Source organism: Streptomyces sp. TLI_105 (genome assembly GCF_900105415.1).
GTDB lineage: Bacteria > Actinomycetota > Actinomycetes > Streptomycetales > Streptomycetaceae > Streptomyces.
This window is the reverse complement of the sequence record NZ_FNSM01000001.1, coordinates 3,057,973-3,078,993: the sequence shown is the minus strand read 5'-3', so window position 1 is coordinate 3,078,993 and position 21,021 is coordinate 3,057,973. Positions and strand designations below refer to the sequence as shown.

At 72.2% G+C, this 21,021-nt stretch carries 21 protein-coding genes; 9 read left to right on the top strand and 12 right to left on the bottom strand.

Features of this window, described 5'->3' with window-relative positions; translation table 11 throughout:
* Position 1 precedes the first annotated feature (1 nt).
* Genes BLW86_RS13885 through BLW86_RS13875 form a run of 3 tightly spaced genes read right to left on the bottom strand, consistent with a single transcriptional unit; the run spans position 2 to position 3,646 of the window.
* Positions 2 to 1,453, bottom strand: coding sequence for a sugar transferase (locus BLW86_RS13885; protein WP_093874338.1), 1,452 nt, complete (start codon positions 1,451 to 1,453; stop codon positions 2 to 4).
* Positions 1,450 to 2,586 carry a glycosyltransferase gene (locus BLW86_RS13880; RefSeq protein ID WP_093874337.1) on the bottom strand — a complete coding sequence of 379 codons (1,137 nt, stop codon included), beginning with the start codon at positions 2,584 to 2,586 and terminating at the stop codon, positions 1,450 to 1,452. Before BLW86_RS13880 ends, BLW86_RS13885 begins: the two co-directional genes overlap by 4 nt.
* 1 nt (position 2,587) lies before the next feature.
* The gene (locus tag BLW86_RS13875) at positions 2,588 to 3,646 is read right to left on the bottom strand and encodes a DUF3344 domain-containing protein (protein WP_093874336.1); all 1,059 of its coding nucleotides are present in this window, start codon (positions 3,644 to 3,646) and stop codon (positions 2,588 to 2,590) included.
* A gap of 382 nt (positions 3,647 to 4,028) precedes the next feature.
* Between BLW86_RS13875 and BLW86_RS13870 the strand changes: the two genes are divergently transcribed.
* The 5 genes from BLW86_RS13870 to BLW86_RS13845 all read left to right on the top strand — a co-directional run bounded on the left by BLW86_RS13870 (position 4,029) and on the right by BLW86_RS13845 (position 8,256).
* Positions 4,029 to 4,268 carry a chaplin gene (locus BLW86_RS13870; protein WP_093878657.1) on the top strand — a complete coding sequence of 80 codons (240 nt, stop codon included), beginning with the start codon at positions 4,029 to 4,031 and terminating at the stop codon, positions 4,266 to 4,268.
* A gap of 272 nt (positions 4,269 to 4,540) precedes the next feature.
* Positions 4,541 to 5,176, top strand: a complete 636-nt coding sequence (locus BLW86_RS13865) for a hypothetical protein (protein ID WP_093874335.1) — start codon at positions 4,541 to 4,543, stop codon at positions 5,174 to 5,176.
* 223 nt (positions 5,177 to 5,399) lie between these two features.
* Positions 5,400 to 5,675, top strand: coding sequence for a hypothetical protein (locus BLW86_RS13860; RefSeq protein ID WP_093874334.1), 276 nt, complete (start codon positions 5,400 to 5,402; stop codon positions 5,673 to 5,675).
* Between the two features lie 1,518 nt (positions 5,676 to 7,193).
* On the top strand, positions 7,194 to 7,670 hold the full coding sequence (locus BLW86_RS13850; protein ID WP_256341305.1) for a hypothetical protein: 477 nt from the start codon (positions 7,194 to 7,196) through the stop codon (positions 7,668 to 7,670).
* Positions 7,671 to 7,968: 298 nt separating this feature from the next.
* Entirely contained in the window at positions 7,969 to 8,256 is a 288-nt protein-coding gene (locus tag BLW86_RS13845) for a chaplin (RefSeq protein WP_093874332.1), read from the top strand.
* 64 nt (positions 8,257 to 8,320) lie between these two features.
* Here BLW86_RS13845 and BLW86_RS13840 read toward each other — a convergent pair whose 3' ends face one another.
* Entirely contained in the window at positions 8,321 to 9,187 is an 867-nt protein-coding gene (locus tag BLW86_RS13840; protein ID WP_093874331.1) for a tyrosinase family protein, read from the bottom strand.
* On the bottom strand, positions 9,171 to 9,572 hold the full coding sequence (locus tag BLW86_RS13835) for a tyrosinase family oxidase copper chaperone (RefSeq protein WP_093874330.1): 402 nt from the start codon (positions 9,570 to 9,572) through the stop codon (positions 9,171 to 9,173). Before BLW86_RS13835 ends, BLW86_RS13840 begins: the two co-directional genes overlap by 17 nt.
* A 151-nt stretch (positions 9,573 to 9,723) precedes the next feature.
* On the opposite strand from BLW86_RS13835, the gene BLW86_RS13830 reads away from it, so the two are divergent.
* From BLW86_RS13830 to BLW86_RS13820, 3 genes are read left to right on the top strand one after another with little or no spacing between them, the layout of a single operon-like run.
* On the top strand, positions 9,724 to 10,227 hold the full coding sequence (locus tag BLW86_RS13830) for a DUF5949 family protein (RefSeq protein ID WP_177181648.1): 504 nt from the start codon (positions 9,724 to 9,726) through the stop codon (positions 10,225 to 10,227).
* Positions 10,228 to 10,245: 18 nt separating this feature from the next.
* Complete coding sequence (locus BLW86_RS13825) at positions 10,246 to 10,893, top strand: vitamin K epoxide reductase family protein (RefSeq protein ID WP_093874328.1); 648 nt, start codon at positions 10,246 to 10,248, stop codon at positions 10,891 to 10,893.
* A 1-nt stretch (position 10,894) separates the two neighbouring features.
* On the top strand, positions 10,895 to 11,914 hold the full coding sequence (locus tag BLW86_RS13820) for a glycoside hydrolase family 26 protein (protein WP_093874327.1): 1,020 nt from the start codon (positions 10,895 to 10,897) through the stop codon (positions 11,912 to 11,914).
* On the opposite strand, the gene BLW86_RS13815 is transcribed toward BLW86_RS13820, so the two are convergent.
* The gene (locus BLW86_RS13815; protein ID WP_093874326.1) at positions 11,897 to 12,499 is read right to left on the bottom strand and encodes an acyl-CoA-like ligand-binding transcription factor; all 603 of its coding nucleotides are present in this window, start codon (positions 12,497 to 12,499) and stop codon (positions 11,897 to 11,899) included. The genes BLW86_RS13820 and BLW86_RS13815 overlap by 18 nt on opposite strands.
* Before the next feature lie 44 nt (positions 12,500 to 12,543).
* Positions 12,544 to 13,230: a PAQR family membrane homeostasis protein TrhA gene (locus tag BLW86_RS13810; protein WP_093874325.1), complete on the bottom strand. Its 687-nt coding sequence runs from the start codon at positions 13,228 to 13,230 to the stop codon at positions 12,544 to 12,546.
* Positions 13,231 to 13,426: 196 nt separating this feature from the next.
* Here BLW86_RS13810 and BLW86_RS13805 point away from each other — a divergent pair, with 196 nt between their 5' ends.
* Positions 13,427 to 15,250 (top strand): phosphoenolpyruvate carboxykinase (GTP), encoded by a 1,824-nt coding sequence (locus BLW86_RS13805; protein ID WP_093874324.1) that lies wholly within the window; start codon positions 13,427 to 13,429, stop codon positions 15,248 to 15,250.
* 137 nt (positions 15,251 to 15,387) lie between these two features.
* Here BLW86_RS13805 and BLW86_RS13800 read toward each other — a convergent pair whose 3' ends face one another.
* Genes BLW86_RS13800 through BLW86_RS13780 form a run of 5 tightly spaced genes read right to left on the bottom strand, consistent with a single transcriptional unit; the run spans position 15,388 to position 20,986 of the window.
* The gene (locus BLW86_RS13800) at positions 15,388 to 16,284 is read right to left on the bottom strand and encodes a poly-gamma-glutamate hydrolase family protein (protein ID WP_093874323.1); all 897 of its coding nucleotides are present in this window, start codon (positions 16,282 to 16,284) and stop codon (positions 15,388 to 15,390) included.
* 17 nt (positions 16,285 to 16,301) lie between these two features.
* Positions 16,302 to 16,892, bottom strand: a complete 591-nt coding sequence (locus tag BLW86_RS13795) for a hypothetical protein (RefSeq protein ID WP_093874322.1) — start codon at positions 16,890 to 16,892, stop codon at positions 16,302 to 16,304.
* On the bottom strand, positions 16,879 to 18,639 hold the full coding sequence (locus BLW86_RS13790; protein ID WP_256341304.1) for a substrate-binding and vWA domain-containing protein: 1,761 nt from the start codon (positions 18,637 to 18,639) through the stop codon (positions 16,879 to 16,881). The genes BLW86_RS13795 and BLW86_RS13790 overlap by 14 nt, the downstream gene beginning before the upstream one ends.
* Positions 18,636 to 19,853, bottom strand: coding sequence for a toxic anion resistance protein (locus BLW86_RS13785; protein ID WP_371129483.1), 1,218 nt, complete (start codon positions 19,851 to 19,853; stop codon positions 18,636 to 18,638). The genes BLW86_RS13790 and BLW86_RS13785 overlap by 4 nt, the downstream gene beginning before the upstream one ends.
* Positions 19,850 to 20,986: a hypothetical protein gene (locus tag BLW86_RS13780; protein WP_177181647.1), complete on the bottom strand. Its 1,137-nt coding sequence runs from the start codon at positions 20,984 to 20,986 to the stop codon at positions 19,850 to 19,852. Before BLW86_RS13780 ends, BLW86_RS13785 begins: the two co-directional genes overlap by 4 nt.
* Positions 20,987 to 21,021 lie beyond the last annotated feature (35 nt).

Genomic DNA, 21,021 nt, shown 5'->3' with positions numbered 1-21,021 from the left:
CTCAGCTCCCCGTGGGTCGGACGAGCCCGGCCGCCGTGCGCAGCAGGATGCAGACGTCCTGCCAGAGCGACCAGTGGTCGATGTAGTGGTTGTCGAAGCGGCAGCGGTCCTCGATCGAGGTGTCGCCGCGCAGCCCGTGCACCTGCGCCAGCCCCGTGAGCCCCACGGGCATCCGATGGCGGGCCGCGTACCCCGCGTGGACCTTGCTGAACTGGGCGACGAAGTACGGGCGTTCGGGCCGCGGGCCGACCAGGCTCATGTCCCCGCGCAGCACGTTCCACAGCTGCGGCAGCTCGTCCAGGGAGGTCTTCCGCAGGAAGCTCCCGGCCGCGCTCATCCGCCGGTCGCCCGCCACGTTCCAGCGGGTCGCCGACTCGGTGTCGTCGGAGGGGCGCAGCGTACGGAACTTGAGCAGGGTGAAGTGGCGCCCGTGCTGCCCCACCCGCTCCTGCCGGAAGAGCACCCCGGGACCGTCCGAGAGCCGCACCGCCAGCGCGCACAGCAGCAGCACCGGCAGCGCGACCGCGAGCGCGGGGGCGGCCAGCACGATGTCGAGGGCCCGCTTCGCGGCCCGCCCGCGCCGCTCGCGCAGCGGGACGATCCGGTGCCAGGCGTACCCCCACATGTGCGCGCCCATCGGCCCGTCCTGGTGTCGGCCGCCGACCCGCCAGGTGGCGCAGCCGTACTGCTGGAAGAGCGTCACCAGACCCGGGTCGTCGTCGAGGAACACGGCGTCGCGCACGGTGTTCTGGATGACCGCCCGGTGGATCTCCTCGGTCGTGGTGAGCACCGGAAGCCCGGCCTCCCCGGTCGCCCGGGAAGCGCCGCCCTGCTCCGGCACGCCCACGATCCCGACCGGCCGCACCCCGTACTCGGGGTGCTGGGCGGCCGCCGCCGCGAACCGGCGCGCGGCCCCCGTCCCGCCGATGACCAGCGCCGACCGCGGACGCTCCCGTGCGATCCGGCGCCGCCGCCCGAGCAGCACGGCGCGGACCAGGCACACCAGGGCGACGTGCGTGCCGTAGGCGGCGCAGAGCCGCAGCGGCCCGATCGCCAGGGTGGGGGAGTACGCGGCGACCGCGGCCGCCGCCAGGCACCAGGCGAATCCGGCGCGGGAGCCCAGCGCGGGCAGCTCGTCGAGGGTCCGGGTGTGCGCGGCCGGCCGGTAGAGCCCGGCGTGCCCGTCGAGGACGAGGACGACCGCCACGACCGGCAGCACGAGCCGGACGTCGTGGTGCGCCGCGCTCAGCACCGACGCGGCGGCGAGGACGGCCAGGGCGTCGACCGCCACGAGCGCCGCCACGCCGGACCGCCGCCGCTCGCGCCGGTGGCGCGGCAGCGCGAGCCGGCCGGTCGTGCCGCGGCGCGGCGTGAGGGAGGCGCGGCCGAAGGCCTGGCCCGCCGTGGGCCAGGGGCCCGGCGAGGAGGGGACGCTGGTGCTTTCCGTGGTCACTGCGCAATCGGCTCTCTGTGCTCGGCCCCCCGCACTCCGGCCAGCTCGCGGTAGACGCCCGCGACGGCCGCGCCGGTGCGCCGGACATCGAATCTGCTGAGTACGTGCTCGTGGGCCTCGCGGCCCAGGCGGTGCCGCAGCTCCGGCCTGCCGAGGAGGCGGCCCAGAGCGGTGGCGAGTGCGGCCGGGTCCTCGGGCGGGACCAGGCACTGGGGTGCGTGGGCGGGCGGCAGGCTCTCGCGCGCGCCGTCCACGTCGCTGACGACGACCGGCCGGCCCGCGGCCATGGCCTCCAGGGGCGCGAGGGCCATGCCCTCCCAGCGGGACGGCAGGACGACCACGTCGGCGGTCCGGTACCAGGGCACGGGGTCCTCGACGGCCCCCGTGAACCGCACCGACGGGCCGGCCGCGGCCCGCAGCGCCTCCGCGTCCGGGCCGTCGCCGACCAGGACGAGCCGGGCCGCGGGCACCTCCGCGAGGACGGCGGGCCAGGCGGCGAGCAGCACGTCCTGTCCCTTCTGCCGGCAGAGCCGGCCCACGCAGACGACCGTGGGCGCCGCGTTGCGGGGCGGCCCGTCGGTGGCGAACCTGGCCGTGTCCACGCCGTTGTGGACGACCGACCAGTCCGCCACGACCCCGGCCGCCTCGCCGGTACGCCGCTCGGCCTCGCTCACGCAGAGGACGCGGTCCGTCCACCGGGCGCCGAACCGCTCCCAGCGCCGGGCGACCGCGGCGGTCCTCCCCTCGACCGCCTCGAAGGACCAGGCGTGCGGCTGATACACCGTCGGGATCCGTCCCCGCACGGCGAGTCGGGCGCACAGACCGGCCTTGGCGCTGTGCGCGTGGACCAGCCCGGGCCGGACCGCGCGGACCAGCCGGGCCAGCTCCCGCGTCTCGCGCAGGACGGCGGACCCGGGGTCGCGGCCGGCCCGCCAGTCGTGGGTCTCGGCGCCCTCGGCGCGGACGGCGCCGGAGAGCCAGGTGCCGGGCGGGCAGGCGACCGCGACCCGCAGGCCGGCGGCGCGCTGGGCGCGGACCAGGTCGACGACGACACGGGCGACCCCGCCGTCGCCGGGCTGGACCGCGTGCAGGACGGTGACGGACCCGAGGTCCGTGTCGAGTGGTGACTGCACGTCAGCGCCGGACGTCCGCCTGGAGGAAGACCGCGCCGAGCCAGACGGTGTCCTTCCGGCTACCGACCCGGACGTGGACCCGGTCGCCCCCGGAGCGCAGCGCCCCCCGCAGGTCGAACACGTCGGAGTCGTATCCGAGGGTGTTCGTACGATCGGGTCGGCGTACGGTACGACCGGCGCCGAATTCGGTGACGGTGGAGTTCAGGACGTCGTCCGCGGAATTGGCGGAATCGGAGAGACGGGTGCTCTTCGAGCGGCTCGTTTCCACCGTCAGGTAATCCCCGGAAGTCCCGCGGTCACCGTCATAGGCGATCAGGCCGAGACGCCCCTGGACGCCCTTGGGAAAACGGTTTCCGTCGACCGGGACGCGCAGCTCGCCGGCGCGTGGGCCGACCGTTTCGAAACCGTCCCAGACACTGATCCGGCGCAGCGGTTCCGAGGCCTTCTCGTACGCGGCGACGAGCGTCCAGCCACCCCAGCCGCCCACCGCGGAACGGCCCATCGCCACATTGACCTGCGCCACGGTCCACTGCCCCGGATGCGACCGGCGGACCAGCTCCGTGACGTCGGCGGAGGCCTGGAAGGCGTCGGCGCCGTCGGCCGTGCGGTGGCCGATCACGGAGTCGGCGAACAGCGCCTTGTACCGCCCCCCGGGCTCGGCGATCAGGACGCGGCCGTCGTCCTTCGGCGGCTTCTGCTCGCCCACCCGCAGGTTCCCGCCCCAGTAGAGCCGGGCCCAGGTGACCCGGGCGCCCGCCGGCACCGCGAGCTCGGCACGGCTGGAGTTGTACGTGTTGGGGTCGCTGTCCACGTCGACGTACCTGATCGAGGCGCCGTCGTTGACCGACTCGGTACCCTTCGCACCCTCCGCCGAGGTGTTGGCGGCGCGCACGATCCCACCGTGCTGTACGGCCTGGTGGCGGGCGGTGAACGGGACGCGGGCCGCCTCCCGTGGCCGGGGCGCGGCCGCGGAGGCGCCGGGCAGCGCGGCGGTCAGGGCCGCACACGACAAGGCGCACAACACGCTGCGACGCACAGCAAGACCCGCTGAATTCCGCATACAGGTTCTCCGCTTTGATGAGAGAAGGGAGGGAAGACCCGAGTAGGCCGGGGGAGATGAAGGTGTCGTCCGCACGAAATGGGTGAACGCGCGGCGGGCCCGGAAGCAACGTTCGGGAACGTTATAACCCCGATGCGGGGCGATAGTAAGCATTAGATGCCCGGAAACGCTAACTCCCGTATCCGGGTGCCCGGTTCCTCGTTGAGCGTGTTGCGCCATTCCACGCCCAGTCCCTCCAATGGCCCTCTTATGGCCCAAAGATCGGTTGAACGTCACCCGTTCGGGAGAGCAACCGATGAAAAGCCGGGGCGTTGTTGAAGGAGCCGGGCCGAACAGTCCGCGCAGTCCGAGTTGGATGAATTCGATCGAGGAGCACCTCCCCATGTCCCGTATCGCCAAGGCCGTTGTCCTGACCGCCACCGCCGCTGCCACCGTCGCCGGTGCCGCCGGTGTCGCCGCCGCCGACGCCGGCGCCGAGGCCGCGGCCGTGAAGTCCCCCGGTGTCATCTCCGGCAACGTCGTCCAGGTCCCGATCCACATCCCGGTCAACCTGTGCGGCAACACCGTCAGCGTCATCGGCGCGCTGAACCCGACCTTCGGCAACACCTGCATCAACGCCTGATCTGGCACGCCTGATCGGTCCTTCCGAAGCCGGTGCGCCCACCCCTGGGTGGGCGCACCGGCTTTTTCCTTGCCGCCACTGGTCCGGTACTCGTTCGGACGCACCCTCGTGCGCCGTCCGGTGCAACGGCGTACGCCCCTTCGGGGGCAGGGCCCGGAGGCGGATTCACCCGAACGGGGGCGTGGCGCTCCGTAGTCCAGCGGTTGCGGAGGGCTATACCCGCAGGCACCGTGAGAGGGCAGTTGTCCGACGCATAAGGAAAAGGAACACATATGCGTCCCCTGGCCACACGCCACCTCACCGCCCTGGCGATATCCGCCGCCCTCACCCTCGGCGCGGCGGGACCCGCCTTCGCCGACGAACACCACCCGTCCTCCGCGGCCGACCGGGCCGGGCACGCGCCCCTCCCGGACACCGCCGCCCTGCTGGCCCAGGCCGAAGCGCTCGGCGAGCTCGGCTCGGTGACGACCCCCGTCACCGAACTCGTCACGGCCGCCCTAGAGGCCGACTCCGGCCGACTGTCCGCGGCCGACGCCGAGGCCTTCAAGGCCGAGATCGCCACAGCGGTCGACCAGGCGAAGGCCACCGTCCCCCTTCCGGACACCCCCACCGCCCCCGAGCTCCCGGCCGCCCCGACGGACGTCGTGTCCGACACCCTCGGAAGCGTCGAGAAGGCGGTCGCCGCCCTGCTCGCCACCGTCACCTCCGGTGTCGGCGGAGTCGTACCGCAGGTCACCTCCACGCTGACCTCGCTGGTCAACCTGGTCTTCGGCACCCTGCTCGGCGGGCTGCCCGCCCCGGGCGCCGCCACCGCGCCCACGCTCCCGGTCACCGCGCTGGAGCTGCCCGTCAAGCCACCGGCCACCGTGCCCGAGCTGCCGGTCCAGCCCCCGCCGCCCGCCCGGTAGCGCCCCGCACCCCGTACCGGCCCGGCTTCCGTCGGGCCGGTACGGACGTGTGCGATCGGCAAATAGCACCGGCCCGCATCGATCGGGTGCAGTACCGAGAAATCCTTCCTCCCGGAGTTTCCGGCGTGCTCACTCCTCGTTACAGAAGCAGAACGATGTACAGGATTCGGCCAAGAACCCTGTACAGAACGTGACTTGAAAGCACAGAGGAAGGATTCACCCCATGAAGCCCACCAAGGTCGCCGCGGTCGTCGCCGGTTCGCTGATGGCCCTGGGTGCCGCCGCGCCCGCCATGGCCACGGAGGCGCTGACCCCCACCAGCCTGAACGGCGGCCTCGAAGCGATCGCCGCCAACGGGCTCAAGAGCGACATGCTGAGCAGCACCACGGACGGCTCCCCGGTCCAGACCGTGACGAAGGCGGCGGACCAGCTGAACAGCGCCACCAAGGGCGCCTCGCTGCTGGGTGGCCTCCCGGTCGCCGGCGGCCTGGGCGGCTGACGTCACATCAGTAACACCTGCCCCACGGGCGCTTACGGTGGACCGTCGTGCCGCCGTTCCTCACGGTCGGCTGATCGAATGATTTTCTGATCAGCTGCCGTGTGGCCCCGGCTGTGCGCCGGGCGCCGACCCATACCCTCTGGCCGATCCCATGTGAACGTCGATGCGGATCAGGCCGGTCGGAGCGAGGGGGGATCCTCGCCGGTCTCTCCCTTTCTCCAGAGGAAGAGCGGTATGCGGTCCATCATCAGCAGGAAAGTACTCACCGCGGCGGCAGCGACCGGCATCCTGTCGCTGAGCGGGGGCTTCGCCCTGGCCGCGAACTCCCACCCCGGCACGGGCGACAGGCCCGGCTCCGGCGCGGCCGGGCACGTCCGGGCCACCCTGCCGGCGGACGTCTGCGGCAGCATGGAGCTCGGCGGAATCGCCGGGGCAGCCGTCGGAGACCTCTGCGCCCACGCGGAGGACCCCGACGGCTACGGCGAGGAGCCGGGCGGCTACGGCGAGGGGCCGGGCGGCTACGGCGAGGGGCCGGGCGGCTACGGCGAGGGGCCGGGCCCGACGGGTCACCCCACGAGCCACCCGACCGGGCACCCGACCGGTCACCCGACGGGTCATCCGACCGGTCACCCGACGGGTCATCCGACGGGTCACCCGACCGGTCACCCCACGGGTCATCCCACCGGTCATCCGACGGGTCACCCGACCGGTCACCCCACGGGTCACCCCACGGGTCATCCCACCGGTCATCCGACGGGTCACCCGACCGGTCACCCCACGGGTCATCCCACCGGTCACCCCACCGGTCACCCCACGGGTCACCCCACGGGTCATCCCACCGGTCATCCGACGGGTCACCCGACCGGTCACCCCACGGGTCATCCCACCGGTCACCCCACGGGTCACCCCACGGGTCATCCCACCGGTCATCCGACGGGTCACCCGACCGGTCACCCCACGGGTCATCCCACCGGTCACCCGACCGGTCACCCCACGGGTCACCCGACCGGTCACCCGACGGGTCACCCGACGGGTCACCCCACGGGTCACCCGACCGGTCACCCGACGGGTCACCCGACCGGTCACCCGACGGGTCACCCGACCGGTCACCCGACGGGTCACCCGACCGATCAGCCCACCGACCACCCGACCGATCAGCCCACCGACCACCCGACCGATCAGCCCACCGACCACCCCACATGTGAGCAGCCCGCGCCCGGGGAAGGGCCGCATCACGGTTGTGGGGAGCTGCCCGGGACCGGTATGGATCCCGCGCTCATGGGGGCGGCCGCGATCAGTGCCGCACTGGTCATCGGTGGTGGCGTCGTCTACCTCCGCGGCGGACGGCTCGCCCGCCGGCACTGATCCCGCACGTCGGCACCGCGTCAACCCGGGCCCTCGCCTTCACCGGTGAGGGCCCTGCGCGTTGCTGCACATGGGTTAGTCCCGCGACGTTTCGGCCAAGGGGCTCGTTCTCCTCACATGACTCTGCGTTCTCACGCCGGCATGGGACTCCTCATGACCGCATTCGCCTCCGCCGCCCTGGCCTCTCCCGCCGCCGCCGTCGAGGCTCCGGTGATCGTTCCGCTCCAGGGCCTGGAGCCGGTCCTGCCGATGGACGCGCCGACCGTGGCGACCGGCGTTCCCGTCCCGATGCCCGGCGCGCCCACCGGTTTCCAGAAGGGTGTCGGCGTGCTCCCGGACGTCGCCCTGCCCAGCGTCCCGCTGACCGGCACCCTGCCGGAGACCGTCGTCGACGCGCCGCTGCCAGAGCTCCTCAAGGGCAGCGAGCCCGGTCGCGCCCTGCTCAGCAGCCCGCACTCGGAGATGAAGGCGGCCACCCCGGGCGCCGTCGTCGGCAACCCGGTGGAGGCCCCGCGCGGCAACGGGCTCGCCGGGCTGCCGGACCTGGCGAAGCCTCAGGTCGGGCTCCTCACCCCGGTGCTCAGCGGGGCCCTCGACCCGCAGCTGGGCCTGGCGCCGGACGCGGGCTGAGGCATTCGCGCCCCCGTTCATTCGTACGACCGGTGACCGGGCGGGTGAAGACACGATTCTTCCCCGCCACCCCAAGGGTCGTCGGTCGTTGCAAGAGAAGGCTTGTCGCATGGCCGCGGCCCGCGGGCCGAAGGCGTCCCGTCGTATCCGGCGGCGGACGGCATTCGGGCCGCGGGCCATTTTTCCGTTTTCCTTCTTCTCTTTCGGCCCAATGCCCGTGACCCTCTCCGGTGATCGGCGTTGAACGGAAGTGACGGCCGTGATTCCTGCGGTCGCTTTCCAGTCCAAGGAGTTCTTGATGTCTCGCATCGCGAAGGCTGCCGCCGTTCTCGCCGGCACGGGTGCCGTTGCCCTCAGCGGAGCCGGCCTGGCCGTCGCCGACGCCGGCGCCGGGGCCGTCGCCGCCCACTCGCCCGGTGTCGCCTCCGGCAACGCCGTCCAGGTCCCGGTCCACGTCCCGATCAACCTCTGCGGCAACACCGTCAACGTCATCGGTCTGCTGAACCCCGCGTTCGGCAACACCTGCATCAACGTCGACGGCCACGGCGGCGGCCACGGCAACGGTGACGGCGGCTACGGCGGCTGATCCCCCTGCTTCCCACGGATGTCCCCCCGGCCGCTGCGGCCGGGGGGACATCCGTGTGCGGGGCTCACGCGTACCGGTAGATCCGGCTGTGGTCGAACATCGACACCGGGGTCACGCCCCAGGGCGCCATCGGTTCGTGCCGGGCGGCGACCTTGCGGTACTGCGCGTCGCCCAGGGGCGGCGGCTCCGCCGGCAGGTAGGCGGCGCCGGGGTTCCGCTGCTGCCAGCGCGACCAGACCAGGTCGACGAAGGAGTGGTGCAGCCAGAAGACCGGGTCGTTCACGGAGCCGCCGCCGAGCATCATGCCGCCCACCCAGCGGTGCACCCGGTTGTGGATCCGGAACCGGTCGTTGCCCCGGCCGGGCCCCCAGCCCTCCAGGGCGTTGCGGAAGCCGGTGGCACTCGTCGAGTTCCAGGGCGCGGCGTCGTACACCCGCTCGCGCATCACCTCGTCGAGCTGGGCGGTGGTGGGGAGCGTGATCGGGTCGCGGGGGCGGCCGAAGTCCCTGGTCAGATAGCGGGTGTCGGTCATCGACTGGGTGATCGTCCACCGCCCGGCGGAGTGCGCGAAGGGGCCCGTCATCACCTGGAGGTCGGCCCGGCGCCCGTTGCCGCCCATGAAGTCCTCGCGCCAGATCGAGGAGGCCGGCGAGTTGTCCCGGGTCCAGTCCCAGTACGGGACGGAGACCGTCGGGTCGATCCGGCGCAGGGCCGTCTCGAACTCCAGCAGGAACTTGCGGTGCCAGGGCAGGAAGCTCGGCGTCATGTGGGCGATCCGGAGCCGGCCCTCCCCGTCGGCCGTGTAGTAGTCGATGTGGGTGCGGACGAAGCGGTCGTACGCACCGGTGCGCTTGAGCTCCAGGACGGCGGCGACGAACTTGCGGCGCTCGGCGCCGGTCAGATCGCGCTGGTTCTTACGCGTGTACACCACGCGGGCTCCCTCCCGTCGGGTCGGTGGGGACGCCGTGGGCGCCCGCGAGGGGGGAGAGCCGGGCGGTGCCCAGTTCGTCCACGGCCGCGCGGGTGGCCGCCAGGGGCGTCGGGCAGGACTCGTAGTGGTCGATCGGGGTGACGTAGCCGCCGTCGGCGCAGCGCATCAGATGCAGCGGCCGGCCGTCGACGAGGGCCGTCGGCTCGCCGCCGGGGCCGGAGAAGCCCAGGAGGCGACGACCCCGGTACATCTCGTCGAAGGCGTGCGGATCGTGCGTGCCCCCCGATTCCGGTCGGCTCGCGATACGGCCGAGCGCACCGCCCGTGAAGGCGGTGACGGCAAGGGCGAACAGGGACCGCAGTGCGACGCGGCGCGGGACGATCATCAGTGATCTCCTGGTGGTCGGCTTATGCCCTCAGGGGCACAACGATGAAAACCCGGGTTCGTTGCGGCGGAAATGCCAGCGGCGTGAATGTCGGCCGTTCGGGTGAAAGCGGCACGGGGAAAGGGTGGTTGGAGCATTAGCATCCGGTTGCATGACCACTTCCCACGTCGTTTCCTCGGCGCGCAGCGCCTCTCCGCTGGGAACTCTCACGGTGATTCCGTGGGCCAGCGAGCCCTCCGCCGACTCGGCGGCCACGCCGTTCCTGATGGCGTATTCGCTCGGTGACGGCCGGGACGGCCCGGAGGCCGGTCAGCAGGCGATGCGCGCGGCCCTGGAGTCGATGAACCTCTCGGTCGGCGACCGGCTCTTCGATCTGGAGAAGGACGCCGGGATCAACGCCACGCTGCTCGTCGAGGGCGGCTCCGCCGTGCTCACCCTGCCCTTCCTGAAGGTCCAGTGCCCGGTGCCGGAGGAGTGGGAGGCGGCCGCCCGCGCCCAGGGCAAGGTCTACTTCCTCTGCTCCGTGCGTCCCTGGTCCGAGGGCGTGCCCGGACAGCCCGTCGACGAGGCGCGGCTGCGGGCCTTCGTCTCGGACGAGGAGATGCTCGCCGACTGCGCCCACGTCCTGCTGCCGGTCCGCCGCATCCAGGGCTGAGCGGGAAGGGGCCGCGTCATGGCGACGGTGGACGTACGGGGCGGAGTGCCGGGCCAGCGGCGGGACGGGACCGCGAGGGAGGCCGACGGCCCGATCGGCGCGAGCCGGGCCCTGGCCTGGCTGCTGGTCGTCACCGGGGCCGCGGGCGTGCTCGCCGGGTGGGTGATCACGATCGACAAGTTCCGGCTCCTGGAGGACCCCGGCTTCCAGCCCGGGTGCAGCCTGAACCCGGTCGTGTCCTGCGGCAACATCATGAAGAGCGAGCAGGCGGCGGTCTTCGGCTTCCCGAACCCGATGCTCGGGCTCGTCACGTACGCCGTCGTCGTCGCCGCCGGTGCCGGGCTGCTCGCCGGGGCCCGCTACCGGGGCTGGTTCTGGCTCGGCCTCAACGCCGGGATGCTCTTCGGGGTCGGCTTCTGCACCTGGCTGATGTACCAGTCGCTGTACGAGATCAACTCGCTCTGCCTGTGGTGCTGCCTGGCCTGGACCGCCACCATCACCATGTTCTGGTACGTCACCGCGCACAACGTCCGGGAACGCCTGCTGCCCGCCCCGGCGGGGCTGCGGACCTTCCTCGGCGAGTTCACCTTCGCCCTGCCGGCCCTGCACATCGGGATCATCGGGATGCTGATCCTGACCCGCTGGTGGGACTTCTGGACGAGCTGACGTGAGCCGCCTCCCCACCTGGTTCACCTGGCCGCGGGCCGCACTGACCGTGCTGCTCGCGGCCGTTGTCGTACTCCTCCTGCTGCCCGACCGGCTCGTGCCGGGCGGCCGTCCCACCGGGACGGGGACCGAGTCCGGGCAACAGCCGCTGCCGGGTGTCCCGTCGGGGTTCTTCACCGGCTCCGACGAGGCCGGGGTGCGCCGGATCGCACAGGTGCAGGCCTGGCTCGGCGGCGACTCCCTGACCGTCGGCCACACCTATCTGCCGGGCGACCGCTGGTCCAACATCGAGGGGCATCCGGCGCTCTTCGGGCCCTGGGCGCGCTGGAAGGCCGAGCGGCCGGGGCGCCTCTTCGTGCTGAACGTGCCGATGCTCGACCGCAACGAGGCCGGCCTGTCGGACGCCGAGGTGCGGGCCGGGCTGCGGCGGGGCGCGGACGGGGCGTACGACGGGCACTTCCGGATCCTGGGGGAGCGGCTCGTGGGGCACGGGCTCGGCGACGCGGTCCTGGTGCTCGGCTGGGAGATGAACGGCACCACGTACGGCCATCGCTGCGGACCGGACCCGACGGCCTGGAAGGCGTACTGGCGGCGGGTGGTGGGGGTGCTGCGGGGAGTGCCGGGGCAGCGGTTCCGCTTCGACTTCACGCCGAGCCGGGGGCTCGACGCGATCCCCTGGCCGCACTGCTACCCGGGCGACGACGTGGTGGACGTCATCGGGATGGACGCCTACGACCAGCCCGCCGGGCTCTCCTTCGAGGAGCAGGTGGACGAGGAGTACGGGCTCGAACACCACGTGCGCTTCGCGGCGGCGCACGGCAAGCCCGTCTCGTACCCGGAGTGGGGGCTCTTCAGGAACGGGGACAACCCGGCGTACGTGCGGGGGATGCTGGACTGGTTCGCGACGCACCGGCCCGTCTACCAGACCGTCACCGACTACTGCCCGCACGGCGTGTGGGAGTGCGCCGACAATCCGGAGTCGGCGCGGATCGTGCGGGCCGCGCTAGGGGACCGGCCGTGACGGCGTCAGGCCGCCCCTGAGGGTGCCGACCGTCCGGTCGAGGAGGGCGACGAGGTCGTCGGTGCCGCCGTGCTCGGCCCAGTACAGGGTCGCCTCGCGCAGGGCGCCGAGGGCCGCCGCCGTGAAGACCCGTACCTCCAGGTCGTCCGCGTCCCGGCCGGTGCGGTCGGCGATCGCGCGGGCGAGGCGGCGGCCGGTGACCGCGGTGGTCTCGGTGAGCCGGGCGCGGACGGCGGGGATCTCCACCATGAGCCGGGCACGCAGCCGGGTCTCCTCGGGTTCCTCGTCGAGGGCCGTGCGGACGGCTTCGAGGACGACCGCCCGGAGCGAGGCGAGGGGGTCCTCGCCGGCGGGACGGGCGCGCAGCCGCGCTTCGAGCTCCTCGTCGTTCTCGGCGGTGAGGAGGATGTCCTCCCGGGCCGGGAAGTAGCGCACGACGGTGGAGGGCGAGACCTCGGCGGCCTCGGCGATGCGCTCGGTGGTGGCAGCGTCCCAGCCCTGCTCGGCGGCGAGCCGGTAGGTGGCCTTCCGGATCGCCGCGCGGGTCTTCGCCTTCTTGCGTTCGCGCAGGCTCATGGCCCTCATTGTCCCCGGTCGGGCGGACCGGTCGGGCGCACCGGTCGGGCCGGTCAGGCGTGCCGGTAGGCGACCAGGGAGATGCCGACGTAGTGGACGATGAAGGCCGCGAGGGTCAGCGAGTGGAAGACCTCGTGGAAGCCGAACCAGCGCGGCGAGGGGTTCGGGCGCTTGAGGCCGTAGATGACACCGCCCGCGCTGTAGAGCAGTCCGCCGACGACGACGAGGACGAGGACGGCGATGCCGCCCGCGCGCATGAAGTCGGGCAGGAAGAAGACGGCCGCCCAGCCCATCGCGATGTAGCAGGGCGTGTACAGCCAGCGAGGGGCGCCCACCCAGAAGACGCGGAAGGCGATGCCGGCCGCGGCCGCCGCCCAGACCGCCCACATGAGCGGCTTCGCCGTGGAGTCGGGGAGCAGCAGCAGGGTGAGCGGGGTGTAGGTGCCCGCGATGATCAGGAAGATGTTGGCGTGGTCGAGGCGCCGGAGCACGGCCTCGCCGCGCGGGCCCCAGTTGCCGCGGTGGTACAGCGCGCTGATGCCGAAGAGCAGGCAGGCGGTGAGGGCGTAGATCCCGCAGGCGATGCGGGCGCGGGGTGAGTCGGAGAGAGCGACGAGGGCGAGGCCCGCGACGATCACGGCGGGGAACATGCCCGCGTGCAGCCATCCTCTGAGCCGGGGCTTCGTCGGGAGTGGCAGGGCGCCCTCGGTCGGGGTCACTTCCGGCGTTGCTGCAGTCATGAGACCGAATCCTAGCTACGCCCCCGTAGGTACCGGACATGAGTGGCGATGCTCACATGTGCACCCCCCTGGACATATGGGCGTATCCATCGGATGATCAAATGAGTGCGGTCGGCACCGGATGAGCAGCTACGAAGCATCCGGGTCGCGGCCCCCACGGGGCATACATCTGAAAACCCCTCTTCAAGGAGCAATCGTGGCGCGCGACAACGCGGCTCCCACCGACGTCCCCACCCAGCACCAGGAGCTCGTCTCCTGGGTGAACGAGATCGCCGAGATCACCCAGCCGGACAACATCGTCTGGTGCGACGGATCCGAGGCCGAGTACGAGCGCCTGTGCGAGGAGCTCGTCGCCAAGGGGACGTTCAAGAAGCTCGACCCGGTCAAGCGCCCGAACTCGTACTACGCCGCCTCCGACCCGTCCGACGTCGCGCGCGTCGAGGACCGGACCTTCATCTGCTCCGAGAAGGAGGAGGACGCGGGCCCGACCAACCACTGGAAGGCCCCCGCGGAGATGAAGGACATCTTCGCCGGTGAGAAGGGCATCTTCCGCGGCTCCATGCGCGGCCGCACCATGTACGTCGTGCCCTTCTGCATGGGCCCCGTCGGCTCCCCGCTCTCCGCCATCGGCGTCGAGATCACCGACTCCGCGTACGTCGCCGTCTCCATGCGCACCATGACCCGCATGGGACAGGCCGTCCTCGACGAGCTCGGCACCGACGGCTTCTTCGTGAAGGCCGTCCACACCCTCGGCGCCCCCCTGGAGGAGGGCCAGGAGGACGTGCCGTGGCCCTGCAACACCACCAAGTACATCTCGCACTTCCCCGAGACCCGCGAGATCTGGTCGTACGGCTCGGGCTACGGCGGCAACGCCCTGCTCGGCAAGAAGTGCTACGCGCTCCGCATCGCCTCCGTCATGGCGCGTGACGAGGGCTGGCTCGCCGAGCACATGCTCATCCTCAAGCTCACCCCGCCGCAGGGCGAGGCCAAGTACGTCGCCGCCGCCTTCCCGTCGGCCTGTGGCAAGACCAACCTCGCGATGCTGGAGCCCACGATCTCCGGCTGGACGGTCGAGACCATCGGCGACGACATCGCCTGGATGCGCTTCGGCGAGGACGGCCGCCTCTACGCGATCAACCCCGAGGCCGGCTTCTTCGGCGTCGCGCCCGGCACCGGCGAGCACACCAACGCCAACGCCATGAAGACCCTGTGGGGCAACTCCGTCTTCACGAACGTCGCGCTCACCGACGACGGCGACGTGTGGTGGGAGGGGATGACCGAGACGGCCCCCGCGCACCTCACGGACTGGAAGGGCAACGACTGGACGCCGGAGTCCGAGACCCCGGCCGCCCACCCGAACGCCCGCTTCACCGTCCCCGCCGGCCAGTGCCCGACGATCGCCCCCGAGTGGGAGGACCCCAAGGGCGTCCCGATCTCCGCGATCCTCTTCGGTGGCCGCCGCGCCTCCGCCGTCCCGCTGGTCACCGAGTCCTTCGACTGGAACCACGGCGTCTTCCTCGGTGCGAACGTCGCCTCCGAGAAGACCGCCGCCGCGGAGGGCAAGGTCGGCGAGCTGCGCCGCGACCCCTTCGCCATGCTGCCCTTCTGCGGCTACAACATGGGCGACTACATGGCCCACTGGGTCAAGGTCGGCGCCGACGCGGACCAGGCGAAGCTGCCGAAGATCTACTACGTGAACTGGTTCCGCAAGAACGACGCCGGCAAGTTCGTCTGGCCCGGCTTCGGCGAGAACAGCCGCGTCCTGAAGTGGATCGTCGAGCGCCTCGACGGCAAGGCAGAGGGCGTCGAGACCCCGATCGGCATCCTGCCGACCGCCGAGTCCCTCGACACCGAGGGCCTGGACCTGCCGGCCGAGGACCTGGAGTTCCTCCTCAAGGTCGACCGTGACGTGTGGCGCGAGGAGGCCGCCCTCGTCCCCGACCACCTGAACACCTTCGGCGACCACACGCCGAAGGAGCTGTGGGACGAGTACCGCGCCCTCGTGGAGCGCCTCGGCTAGTCCCTCCGAGACTCGTGGTGGGTTGCCCCGAAACACCGCCCTGACCAGTGGGGTCACGACGGCCCACCACGACGCAACCGGCCCCCGGAGCCCCCTCAGGCTCCGGGGGCCGGCGCATGTCCCCGTATCGCGCGCGACTAGAGGATCGGCTGGGAGGCCTCGACGGTCGTGATGGCGCGACGGCAGGCGTCACGGAACTTCACGAACTCGCCGTTCCAGGTGGCCGCACGGGCGGACCGGGACGAGTAGTCGTCGAAGAGGCTCTGGCGCAGCTCCGTGGTCATCTCGATCTGGGCGCCCTTGCCGAGCATCGTGAGGTTGCACGGGTTGGTGACGTGGCTGCCGTTGAAGTCGTTGAGCCTCGTGCCGTACTTGGGGTCGAAGGCGTCGATCGCCGGGAAGCCCGCCTTGGTGAGCTCGCTCACCAGGGCCGTGCGGAACGCCGGGTTGAGACCGCCCACGACGGCCAGACGGGGATCGGTGCTCGGCGGCCAGATCATGGGCTCGGGCATGCCCAGCTGGTCGTACTGACAGCCGTGCAGCGACAGCACGTTGAGGTGGCTCTTGGCCAGGGACAGGGCGACGTGGTCGTCACAGTTCTTCGAAGTGACGTGCAGCGCCTTGTTGCCGGTGGAGAGCAGGCCCTCGAACATCCAGTAGTCGTACGTGGTCGGCAGGACCGGGGCGCCGGCGGCGTCGCTCGGGCTGTAGCCGGCGATGCCCAGGGCGAGCTCGCTGGTGCCGATCTCGATGCCGCCGCCGTGCAGGGCGAGGATCGCGGTGCGCGGGAAGTCGTACTTCTCGCTCTGCTTCAGGTCGAACTTCTCGTGGCGGCGGTAGCGACGGCTGTACGCGGTGCCCTCGACCAGGTTCGGGTCCTTGTACAGGGCGGTGTTGTTGGCGTACTCGACGTCCTCGGCGAACGCCGGGGCCGCGGCGGCCAGTTGGCCGACGAGGGGGGTGCCCGCCGCGGCGGCGGCGGCGAAGGCCGTCAGGACCGTGCGGCGGGACGTGATGCGCTCAGAAAGTGTCATGCGCGGAACATAACCGATCAGTGGCCGCGTTCCTCCAGGTAGCGGGTGTGCGTCTGCTGGCGCAGCTCCTCCGCCTCCTGGAGCGCGGCCGCGATCGCGGCCATTTCTTCGCGCAGCGCGGACAGTTGGCGTTCGAGATGGCGCTCCGGGGGCTCCGTGCCCGGGGTGACCCGCGACCACCACCGCGTCCGTACGAAGGTGTCGACGGCCTCCGGGACGTCCTGCCGCACCGCACGGGCGAGGACGTGGAGGTGCTCCGGGTCGCTCACCCAGCCCGGTTCGAGCAGGGCCTCGACCAGGGCGTCGAGCTCGGTGAGCCGGTCACGGGAGGACGACGGCAGCTCCACCTCGGCCAGATAGGCGCGCAGGGTCGCGAAGTCGTCGCGCAGGGCGTCGAGTTGCTCGCCCGCGTCCGGGAAGTGCGGGGTGTCGGGGCGCTCGGGCGGGGCGATCAGGGCCCCCGCCGCGTACAGCCCCGCGATCACCAGCGGCCAGAGTCCGCCCGCCGCGCCGGTGAGGGCGATCCCGACACCGGCCAGACCGCAGACGCTGCCGGTGAGGTTCTTGCGGGACTCGACGTACCCGAGCAGGCGGTCACTGGTAGCCACGGATCTCCTCGAAGGCGCCGTCGAGCGAACCCCGGGTCGCGTCGAAGAGCTTCCCGCCGGTCAGGCTCGCGATGTGGTCGAGCTCGCCGCGGTCGGAGTCCCCGAAGAGGATCGGGAAGACCGGCGTGCGCTGCTGCCCGGCCGGCAGGGAGCGGTAGAAGGTGTCGAAGGACGACGCCGGATCGCCGTCGGTGTTCTCCCCGTCCGTCATCAGGACGACCGAGGTGAAGCTGTCGGACGGCGCCCTGCCCAGGAAGCGGTACGCCTCCTGGAGGCTGGAGTAGACGGCCGTGCCGCCGGAGGCCGAGAGCCGCTGGGAGTCGGCGCGGATCGCGTCGAGCGCGACCTTCGGCGAGCCCGGGTCGACCGTGTGCGTACGGACCTCGCCCTGCTTCACCGAGGAACCGAAGGGCATCAGGGTCACCTCCTCCCGGTCCCGGAAGTCGCCGGTCAGCTCGGCGAGCGCGGACTTCAGCCGGTCGAGCCGCTCCCCGCCCATGGAGCCCGAGGTGTCGAGCACGTAGACCGTGCGGGAGGGCCGGCGCAGGGTGTTGTCGTACGCGTCGAGCAGACCGTCGGCGACCGCCCGGCTGCCCGGGAACGGCAGCTCGCGGCGCTGGTCCCGGGCGAGCGCCGAGGCCGGGCGGACCCCGGCGACCACCGGGCGGCGCAGGGTCGTCTCGGTGATCCGCCGCTGGGCGTCCGGAGTGCGCAGGTACGTGGTGAGCCGGCCCGCCGCCTCCTTCGCCTCGGGACGGGCGGAGGTGAGCAGGGTGAACGGGTAGTCGGCGGTCACGACGCCGTCGGACGGCCGGATCACGGTCAGCTTCTCGGGCGCGGACAGCAGCACGGACTCGTAGTTCACCAGGGCGTCGACGTCGGTGCGGCGGGCGTAGGCCGTGGCGAGCCAGCCGGAGGAGCCCGAGGTCAGCTTCTGGCCCGTGAAGAACTCCTTCAGGCGCGGGGTGGCCCGGGCGACGTCCTGCTGGGTCAGCGCGGACTGGGCGCCGGAGAGCCCGGAGGCGACCGAGACGAGCGCGGAGAAACCGGAGTTGGAGCGCTTCGGGTCCGTCATGCCGTACGTCAGCTTCCCGTCGGCGACGGCCCGGTGCAGCTGCGACCAGGTCACCTTCGCCGGGTCCCAGCCGAGCCGGGCTACGGTGGCGGGCCGCACGCCGAGCGCCACCGGCGAGGTCATGATCGGGGTCTCGTCGGTGATCTTCTTCGCCGTGTCCGGGCGCAGCCGGAGGTAGTCGTCGGAGGACAGCCACACCGCGTCGTAGCCCTTGTCCGCCTCGCCGGACGCGATGCGCTCGACGGCGTCCAGGGTGCCGGCGTAGGTGGGGCGGACGGTGACCCCGGTCGCCTTGGCGGCCTCGTCGAGGATCGGCCCCATGTCGGCCAGTTCGGAGGAGGCGAGGACCCGGAGGGTGCCGGCCTTGTACTCCATGCCGTGCTGGTCGGTGCGGTCGCCGCCGTCACCGCCGTCACCGCCGGAGCAGGCGGTGGCGAGGAGCGCGAGGGCGAGGACGGCGGCCGCGGCGCGTGCGGCGGTCGTGGCGCGGGGCGCGGGTGCGGCGGTGGTGTCGCGGGCCGTGAGCGAGGCGGTCGTGTCGCGGGAGCCGCTCCGGTCGGTCCGGTCGCCCGCGAGGCGGGCGACCGTGCCGGCGGCCGTGCGGCGCAGCCGTGCGGTGACGCGGCGGGCGGTCCCGGGAGCGGCGGGGCGGAGGGTGGCGCCGTGGTTCATCCGAGACCGCCTTCGAGGGCTCCGGTGCGGCGGCTGCGGTCCAGGTGGGCGCTCGCCTCCTGGAGTTCGGCCGTCAGCGACTCGACCGTCGCCGCCATCGACTCCGTCGCCTGCACCTTGTACGTGTCGATGGCGTCGAGCGTCCGGTAGATCTGCTGGAAGGCCGTACGGAGCGTCTCGGCGCCCACCGCCGGGTCCGCCGCGATCCGCTGGATCTCACCGGCCTGGCTCGCCAGCATCTCGGCGTTGCCCCGGATCAGGTCCTCGGTCGTCGAGCGCAGCACGTTCACCTGCTCGGTGACCTTCCGCTGGTTCTCGAGGGCGGAGGCGAGCATGACCGCGATCCGCAGCGCCGACAGGGTCGTCGTCGCCGCCCGGTCCACGCCCTTGATCAGCTCGTCGTTGTTCCGGCGGACCACGTCCATCGCCAGGTACCCCTGGGCGCAGACGGCGAGTTGGGTCAGCAGGTCCTGGTGCTTCTGCCGGACCGGGAAGAGGACGTCGGCGCGCAGCGCGTCCGCCTGGGCCGGGTCCGCGGTGAGCGCGATGCGCTCCTCCACGGCCGCGTCGAGCGCGTCGGTGAGCACCGCGTACTCCTGGAGCTTGCCCATGCTCTCCCACAGCCGGGCCCGCTCGGTCTGCAACGCGGCGTTGTCGCGGCGCAGTTCGTCCTGTCCGCCGCGCAGCGAACCGACGATCCGGTTCAGCGTGGCCTGCGAGGAGGCGTACTTGGCGACGTGGTCGCGCAGCTTGTTGCCGCCCGGTAGCTTGGAGAGCAGCCCCTTGAGGCCCTTGCCGGGGGTGTCGCGGGGGTCCAGGTCCTCGACCGTGCGCCGCAGTTCGACGAGGGAGGAGCCCACCCGGGTCTGCGCGTCGCCGCCGCCCGCGCCCTCGCCGAGGGAGCGGATCGTGCGGTCCAGCATCCGGTTCGACTGCTGCGCGGCGGAGCGCATCTCGCCCGCGCCGAGCGCCGCGATCTCGCCGATCCGGCCGGCGAACTCGGGGGAGCGCGGGTCGAGACCGGACAGCGAGCCGACGTACTCCTCGGCCCGGCGGGCCATCTCCGTACGGACCGACTCGTCGAGCGGCACCAGGCCGGAGGCCTGCTCGGCGCGGACGGCGGGCACGGGCTCGGGCGGGGTGAGGACGAGCGGGGTGTCGTGCTCGGGCGGTGTCAGGGCCATCGTTCTTCTCGGATCGTCGGGCGTGGTCATGCGGTGTCCCCCTGGTCGCGGGCCCGCAGCGCCATCTCGTGCAGCACCTCGCTGGTGGGCACGGGCGCCTGGCGGACGCCGGTCAGCGTCTGGTTGAGGTACTCGGTGTGGCCGTCGGTCGCGGCGGTGAACTCGCTCGCCGCACCCTGCGGACGGAAGCCGTGGCGGACCGCGAGCTTGCGCAACTCGGGGTCGTTAGAGAGCAGTTCGCCGAGCTTCCGGCCGTTCTCGGTGAGCGGTACGAGGGTGTGGTCGCTGTTGACCGTGGTGTCCGGGTAGAGGACGACGAGGTCGCCCATGGGCCGCCCGGCGAGCAGCTGGGAGGCGACCTGCGACTCGTACACGAGGACGAGCGGGTTGCCCACGCCGCTGATGAAGTCCCGGAAGGGCGCGTCCGAGCCGGACTGCTGGGCGCCCTGCACCTGGACCAGCTTGCGCATGAGCGGGGCCGTGCGGGTGACGGCCGCCTTGTCGCCCGCGACCCGCCCGCCGTCGGCGACGTAACTCGCGGCGGCGAGGTAGAGGGCGCCGGAGTTGGAGGCGACCGGATCGGTGGAGGTGATGAAGAGGGTGCCGCTCAGTTCGGCGTGCCCGGCGGAGCCCTTGAGCTGCTGCCAGGTCCGGTCGGCGCGGGCCGCCGCGAGGTAGGCGTCCATCTTCAGGGTGCCGCTCGTGCCGCGCGGGCCGAGGGTCGCCAGGCCGTTGTCGGCGAGGACCCGGGCGGCCGCGCTGTGCGCGACGACGACGAGGGGCGAGTAGAAGGGCCGCAGCGGGGCGCTCGCCGCCTTGTCCTTCGCCTGCTTCTGCGCCTTCGCGCGCAGTTCGTCGGCCGGCCCCTTGGAGGACGGGAAGGCGAAGTCGTATCCGTCGAGCGGCAGTTCCTCCATGTCCCAGGACCCGGAGGTCTCGGTCCCCACGGTGAAGCCCTTGGCGGCCAGGGCCTTCACCACCTGCGGATCGGCGAAGAACTCGGCCTTCTCCGATCCGATGACTCCTCGCACGGTCTTCGTTGCCGTGCCTGTGTCCTTGTCGCCGCCCGTCACGAGGACGGCGGCCACGCCGCCGAGGAGCAGGACGGCCAGGACGATTCCCAGGATGCGTCTCACGCGGGCAGCGTGCTCGCGGAAACCCACATTCCAGGGGGAGTTGGGTGTACGGGGAGTGAAGG

Coding starts and splice junctions, on each gene's coding strand:
- BLW86_RS13875 (WP_093874336.1), bottom strand. CDS start 3,646: ATGCGGAATTCAGCGGGTCTTGCTGTGCGTCGCAGCGTGTTGTGCGCC.
- BLW86_RS13870 (WP_093878657.1), top strand. CDS start 4,029: ATGTCCCGTATCGCCAAGGCCGTTGTCCTGACCGCCACCGCCGCTGCC.
- BLW86_RS13865 (WP_093874335.1), top strand. CDS start 4,541: ATGCGTCCCCTGGCCACACGCCACCTCACCGCCCTGGCGATATCCGCC.
- BLW86_RS13860 (WP_093874334.1), top strand. CDS start 5,400: ATGAAGCCCACCAAGGTCGCCGCGGTCGTCGCCGGTTCGCTGATGGCC.
- BLW86_RS13850 (WP_256341305.1), top strand. CDS start 7,194: ATGACCGCATTCGCCTCCGCCGCCCTGGCCTCTCCCGCCGCCGCCGTC.
- BLW86_RS13845 (WP_093874332.1), top strand. CDS start 7,969: ATGTCTCGCATCGCGAAGGCTGCCGCCGTTCTCGCCGGCACGGGTGCC.
- BLW86_RS13835 (WP_093874330.1), bottom strand. CDS start 9,572: ATGATCGTCCCGCGCCGCGTCGCACTGCGGTCCCTGTTCGCCCTTGCC.
- BLW86_RS13830 (WP_177181648.1), top strand. CDS start 9,724: ATGACCACTTCCCACGTCGTTTCCTCGGCGCGCAGCGCCTCTCCGCTG.
- BLW86_RS13825 (WP_093874328.1), top strand. CDS start 10,246: ATGGCGACGGTGGACGTACGGGGCGGAGTGCCGGGCCAGCGGCGGGAC.
- BLW86_RS13815 (WP_093874326.1), bottom strand. CDS start 12,499: ATGAGGGCCATGAGCCTGCGCGAACGCAAGAAGGCGAAGACCCGCGCG.
- BLW86_RS13810 (WP_093874325.1), bottom strand. CDS start 13,230: ATGACTGCAGCAACGCCGGAAGTGACCCCGACCGAGGGCGCCCTGCCA.
- BLW86_RS13800 (WP_093874323.1), bottom strand. CDS start 16,284: ATGACACTTTCTGAGCGCATCACGTCCCGCCGCACGGTCCTGACGGCC.
- BLW86_RS13790 (WP_256341304.1), bottom strand. CDS start 18,639: ATGAACCACGGCGCCACCCTCCGCCCCGCCGCTCCCGGGACCGCCCGC.
- BLW86_RS13785 (WP_371129483.1), bottom strand. CDS start 19,853: ATGACCACGCCCGACGATCCGAGAAGAACGATGGCCCTGACACCGCCC.